Source organism: Peterkaempfera griseoplana, from assembly GCF_001418575.1.
Classification (GTDB): domain Bacteria; phylum Actinomycetota; class Actinomycetes; order Streptomycetales; family Streptomycetaceae; genus Peterkaempfera; species Peterkaempfera griseoplana.
This window is the reverse complement of record NZ_LIQR01000309.1, coordinates 1-5,616: the sequence shown is the minus strand read 5'-3', so window position 1 is coordinate 5,616 and position 5,616 is coordinate 1. Positions and strand designations below refer to the sequence as shown.

General features: G+C 73.6%; 6 protein-coding genes. 3 read left to right on the top strand and 3 right to left on the bottom strand.

Features of this window, described 5'->3' with window-relative positions:
* Positions 1–33: 33 nt before the first annotated feature.
* Positions 34–546, bottom strand: coding sequence for a hypothetical protein (locus AOK09_RS22865; RefSeq protein WP_055589109.1), 513 nt, complete (start codon positions 544–546; stop codon positions 34–36).
* An 80-nt stretch (positions 547–626) separates the two neighbouring features.
* Here AOK09_RS22865 and AOK09_RS22860 point away from each other — a divergent pair, with 80 nt between their 5' ends.
* A complete protein-coding gene (locus AOK09_RS22860; protein ID WP_055589108.1) occupies positions 627–1,316 on the top strand; it encodes a helix-turn-helix transcriptional regulator in 690 nt (229 codons plus the stop codon).
* Positions 1,317–1,341: 25 nt separating this feature from the next.
* Here AOK09_RS22860 and AOK09_RS22855 read toward each other — a convergent pair whose 3' ends face one another.
* Positions 1,342–1,713, bottom strand: coding sequence for a DUF488 domain-containing protein (locus tag AOK09_RS22855; RefSeq protein ID WP_055589107.1), 372 nt, complete (start codon positions 1,711–1,713; stop codon positions 1,342–1,344).
* Between the two features lie 225 nt (positions 1,714–1,938).
* Here AOK09_RS22855 and AOK09_RS22850 point away from each other — a divergent pair, with 225 nt between their 5' ends.
* Positions 1,939–4,323, top strand: coding sequence for a phosphoketolase family protein (locus AOK09_RS22850; RefSeq protein WP_055589106.1), 2,385 nt, complete (start codon positions 1,939–1,941; stop codon positions 4,321–4,323).
* Between the two features lie 71 nt (positions 4,324–4,394).
* Here the strand turns inward: AOK09_RS22850 and AOK09_RS22845 are convergent, their stop codons facing one another.
* Complete coding sequence (locus tag AOK09_RS22845; RefSeq protein WP_055589105.1) at positions 4,395–5,246, bottom strand: universal stress protein; 852 nt, start codon at positions 5,244–5,246, stop codon at positions 4,395–4,397.
* A 133-nt stretch (positions 5,247–5,379) separates the two neighbouring features.
* Here AOK09_RS22845 and AOK09_RS22840 point away from each other — a divergent pair, with 133 nt between their 5' ends.
* Positions 5,380–5,568 (top strand): hypothetical protein, encoded by a 189-nt coding sequence (locus AOK09_RS22840; RefSeq protein WP_055589104.1) that lies wholly within the window; start codon positions 5,380–5,382, stop codon positions 5,566–5,568.
* Positions 5,569–5,616: the final 48 nt, after the last annotated feature.

The window sequence follows — 5,616 nt, the reverse complement described above, 5'->3', positions numbered from 1 at the left end:
AGAGCACCCGGGCGCGCCCGGCCGTTCCGCCGGTCACCGGCGGGCGCCCAGACGGGACTCCCAGGCGTCGACCAGGGCCGGCAGATCGGTGCCGGGCAGGTCGGTGAGCGCGGGAAGCAGCAGGGTGCGCTCCACGGCGAGGTGGGCGTCCAGGGCCATCGCGACGGCTCGTCCGGCGGCGGCCGCCGAGGCGGGGTCGCCGGTGGCGGCGAGGGTGTCCACCATCCGGTCCAGGGTGCGCCGCCCGATGCCCAGGGCCTGCACCAGCAGCCGGGTCTCCGCGAAGTGGGCGGCCACCGGGTGCAGCACCTCCGCCGCGGCGGCCAGTTGGCGGCGGACCGGGCCGGCGCAGAAGAAGGCCAGGGCGGGCGGGTCCAGTCGGGCGGTCTCGGCCAGCAGCCGGTCGTGGATCCGTGCGACCCGGGCCTGCGCCCGGGCGTTGGGATCGTCCGCGGCGGTGGATGCCGCGGTGGATGCCGCGGTGGATGCCGCGCTGGTGGCGGCGGTGGACGCGGCGGTGGCGGTGGTGTCGGAGACGGGTGGCACGGCGGCTCCCCTTTCAGCAGCCCCCTGGGGTATCGGCCGATTATTACATGTAGTATTCGTGAAAAACCGGGAGGTGCCCCATGGCCGATGTTCACCCCCGGCGCCCCCGTCGCAGCGCGGTGCTCGACGCCCTGCGGGCGGCGTCCTCGCCCCTGGGGGTGGCCGAGGTCGCGGAGCGGCTCGCCGTGCACCCCAACACCGCCCGCTTCCACCTGGACGCGCTGGTGGCCGAGGGCGCTGCGGACCGCCTCCCCGGCGGCCGGCCCGGCCAGCCCGCGCAGTCAGGCCCCGGCCGTCCCCGTGCACGCTATGCGGCGCGCCCCGGAATGGACCGCGGCGGCGCGCGCGGCTACCGGCTGCTCGCCGAGATCCTGGTCAGCAGACTTTCCGCCGCCGGGCCCGGTGCCGCCGACGAGGCGGCAGCGGCGGGCCGCCTCTGGGGCCGTCATCTGGTGGCCTCGCCGCAGCCCTACCACCGCACCACCGAGGCCGAGGCGGCCGAGGCGCTGCTGTCGCTGCTGACCGAGCTGGGATTCGCCCCCGAACCCGCCACGGCCGGCGCCGGGGTGCCCGACCGGGTCAGACTGCGGAACTGCCCGTTCCTGGAGCTCGCCGAGACCCACGGCCCGGTGGTCTGCCCACTCCATCACGGACTGATGCAGGGTGCGCTGGAGGAGCTGCGGGCCCCGCTCGCGGCGACCCGGCTGGAACCCTTCGCCGAACCGGACGCCTGCCTGGCCCGTCTGGCCCCGGCCGCCACCGCCGCCTGACCCGCGCACCCGCGCGGCGGACTGCTCAGGCGTGCTCGGGCGCGTCCTGGAGTTCCAGCACCAGCACCGCGGCCTGGCTGTGCTCCACGTCGCGGGTCGCGGTGAGCAGGGTCAGCCCGTCGTGCTCGGCGATCTCCCGCAGGTGCCGTACGGCCTGCTGCCGCTCCGGGTCCCGCAGCTCCGCCAGGTAGCGGCGGCGGAACTCCGTGAACCGCTCGGGCTGGTGCGAGTACCAGTGACGCAGATCCGCGGACGGGGCGACATCCCGCAGCCACTCGTCCAGGTGTGCGTCCTCCCGGCGTACCCCGCGGGGCCAGATGCGGTCCACCAGCACCCGTACCCCGTCGCCGGGCGAGGCCTCCTCGTAGATCCTCCGGCAGGTGATGTTCTTGGCCATGGCAGCGCTCCCGTGCCGCCGGGCGCCATGGACCGGCGGACATGTTCCGACTGCAGCGGACCCGTCCATCCTACGTTCGCTCCCTCCACCGCGCTCGGCCGTGCGGGCCCCTCCCCGGCCGGTACCGGACCGGCGGCATGGTCCCGGCGCCGCTGGGTACCCACCGGCGCCGGAGGGACGCCGCGCCGCCCCGCGCGGTCCCGCGGAGCCGGATTAGGAGCAGTCGTGAACAAGGTCCGAACCCCCTCGCCGGCGACCGTCCTCAGCGACCAGGAGCTGGCGGCCCTGGACGCCCACTGGCGGGCCGCCAACTACCTGTCGGCCGGGCAGATCTACCTGTTGGCCAACCCCCTCCTCACCGAGCCGCTGCAACCCGAGCACGTCAAACCCAGGCTGCTCGGCCACTGGGGCACCTCCCCGGGCCTCAACCTGGTGTACACCCACCTCAACCGGGTGATCACCGCCCGCGACCTCAACGCGATCTGCATCTGGGGCCCCGGCCACGGCGGCCCGGCCGTGGTGGCCAACTCCTGGCTGGAGGGCAGCTACACCGAGACGTACCCCGACATCACCCGGGACGGCGCCGGCATGGCCCGGCTCTTCCGCCAGTTCTCCTTCCCCGGCGGCATCCCCTCCCATGTGGCCCCCGAGACGCCCGGCTCCATCCACGAGGGCGGCGAACTCGGCTACTCCCTCTCCCACGCCTACGGCGCCGCCTTCGACAATCCCGACCTGCTGGTGGCCTGCGTGATCGGCGACGGCGAGGCGGAGACCGGGCCGCTGGCCGCCTCCTGGCACTCCAACAAGTTCCTCGACCCGGTCTCCGACGGAGCCGTACTGCCGATCCTGCACCTCAACGGCTACAAGATCGCCAACCCCACGGTGCTCGCCCGCCTCCCCGAGCACGAACTCGACGAACTGCTGCGCGGCTACGGCCACCACCCCCTGCATGTCGCCGGCGACGACCCGGCGGCCGTCCACCGGGCCATGGCGCAGGCCATGGACACCGCCCTGGACCACATCGCCGTCATCCAGGCCACCGCCCGCGAGGAGGGCGTCCGGGACCGCCCCCGCTGGCCGGTGATCGTGCTGCGCACCCCCAAGGGCTGGACCGGACCCGCCGAGGTGGACGGGGTGCCGGTGGAGGGCACCTGGCGGGCGCACCAGGTACCACTGTCCGAGGTCCGCACCAACCCGGTCCACCTCCGGCAGCTGGAGCAGTGGCTGCGGTCCTACCTCCCCGCCGAGCTCTTCGACGAGCAGGGCCGCCCCCGTCCCCAGGTACTGACCTCCGTCCCGCCGGGGCGCCGGCGGCTCGGCGCCAACCCGCACGCCAACGGGGGGCTGCTGCTGCGCGCCCTGCCGATGCCGCCGCTGGAGCGGTACGCCGTCCCGGTGGAGCGGCCGGGCGGCTCCATGCACGAACCCACCCGGGTCATGGGCGGTCTGCTCCAGGAGGTGATGGCGGCCACCGCGGACCGCCGGGACTTCCGGCTGGTCGGCCCGGACGAGACCGCCTCCAACCGCCTGGACGCCGTCTACCGGGTGACCGACAAGGCATGGGAGGCCGAGACGCTCCCCACCGACGAGCATCTGGCGCGCGGCGGCCGGGTGGTGGAACTCCTCTCCGAGCACACCTGCGAGGGCTGGCTGGAGGGCTATCTGCTCACCGGCCGGCACGGGCTGTTCTCCTGCTACGAGGCCTTCGTCCACATCGTCGACTCGATGGCCAACCAGCACATCAAATGGCTGCGCACCTCCCGCCGCCTGACCTGGCGCGCCCCCGTCGCGTCCCTCAACTACCTGCTCACGTCCCATGTGTGGCGCCAGGACCACAACGGCTTCTCCCACCAGGACCCCGGCTTCGTCGACCACATCCTCAACAAGAGCCCCGAGGTCGTACGGGTCTATCTGCCGCCGGACACCAACACCCTGCTGGCCTGCGCCGACCATGTGCTGCGCAGCCGCGACTACGTCAATGTGCTGGTCGCGGGCAAGCAGCCCTGCTTCGACTGGCTCGACCTGGAGCAGGCCCGGGCCCACTGCGCCCGCGGCGCCGGGATCTGGGAGTGGGCCTCCACCGACGGCGGCGGCGAGCCCGACGTGGTGCTGGGCTGTGCCGGGGACGTCCCCACCATGGAGGTGCTGGCCGCCGCGGACCTGCTCCACCGGCATCTGCCGGAGCTGCGGGTACGAGTGGTCAACGTGGTGGACATGACCCGGCTGCTGCCCCAGGGCGAGCATCCGCACGGCATGCCCGACCACGAGTACGACGCCCTGTTCACCCTCGACAAGCCGGTGATCTTCGCGTACCACGGCTACCCCTGGCTGATCCACCGGCTGACCTACCGCCGCGCCAACCATCCGCATCTGCATGTGCGCGGCTACAAGGAGGAGGGCACCACCACCACCCCGTTCGACATGGTGCTCCGCAACGACCTGGACCGCTACCGGCTGGTCATGGACGTCATCGACCGGGTGCCGGGCCTGGCCGTGCGGGCGGCACGGGTGCGGCAGGCGATGGCGGACGTGCGCTTCCGGCACCACGGCTGGATCCGGGAGCAGGGCACGGACCTGCCGGAGGTGGCCGACTGGTCCTGGTCCCGCTGAGCCCCGGCCGGCTTCGTCCGCACCGGTGGGCGGAGTCGGCCGTGCCGGGCCGGGGCCCGGCACGGCCCGGGTCAGCGGTGCGGCACCACCGCGACGGGGCAGCGGGCGTGGTGCAGCACGGCGTGCGCCACCGGCCCCACATGCATGCCCACCGGGGAGGACCGCACCCGGCGTCCGACCACCAGCAGCCCGGCCTGCGCGGAGGCGTCCGCGAGCAACTGCCCGGCCGAGCCCAGCTCCACCCGCTGGACCACCTCCACCTGCGGGTACTTCTCCTGCCAGGGGCGCAGCGCCGCGGCCAGCGACCCCCGGGCCTGCTCCTCCAGGGTGTTCACCAGGCCTTCGCCGAACGGTACGGCGGCATAGCCGTATGTGGCCGGAAGGTTCCAGGCGTGGACGGCGCACAGGGTGCAGGAGCGACGGGCGGCGGCCTCGAAGGCGAACTCCAGCACCTCCTCGTGCGGCCGCTCCAGCTCCACGCCGACGACGATTCCGAGGCCCTCCTGGCCCTCGTCCCCGCCCTCGCGCACCAGTACCACCGGGCAGCTCGCGCGGGCCAGCACCTGGAGGCTCACCGATCCGATCAGGAAGCCCGCCACCGCGCCCAGCCCTCGGGAGCCCAGTGCCAGCAGACCGGACTCCCCGGCCGCCGCCACCAGGACCTCGGCCGGGTGCTCGGCGACCCGCCGGGTGGTCACCTCCAGCCCCGGGTACCCGGTACGCAGCCCGTTCGCGGCCTCGTCCAGCATCTCCTCGGCCCGGCCGGTGTCGTCGTGCACCCGGGGCGGCGCATTGAAGAGCCACGGCCACGCCAGCACCAGTCGCAGCGGCGCCTCCCTGCGTACGGCCTCGGCCGCTGCCCAGCGGGCGGCGGCCAGGCTCTCCGGTGAACCGTCCACTCCGGCGGTGACGGGAAGCGTCATGGGTGATCTCCAGTCCGGGACTCCTCGGGCCCGGATCCCTACCCGGCCGTCGCCCGTCCACGGCATTGGCACAGTTGAAGAATTATGCAAGTTCATAGATGCTGAATCCTGCGTGGTGAACGGAGCTGAGCCGATGAGCGCATTCGACGAGGAACTGCGCGTCCAACTGGACGAGGCCCGCAGGGAACTGGCCGCGGCCCGCGCAGCCGAGGACGACGACGGCGTCCAGGCCTACCTGGGCCGGGTGGCCGGGCTGCTCCGGCTGGCCGCCGTCCACGGCGTCGATGTGCCCCATGACCCGGAAGAAGAAGGCGAAGGCTGACCCCCGTGCCCGTCCCCCTCTACCAGGCCAAGGCGGAGTTCTTCCGCA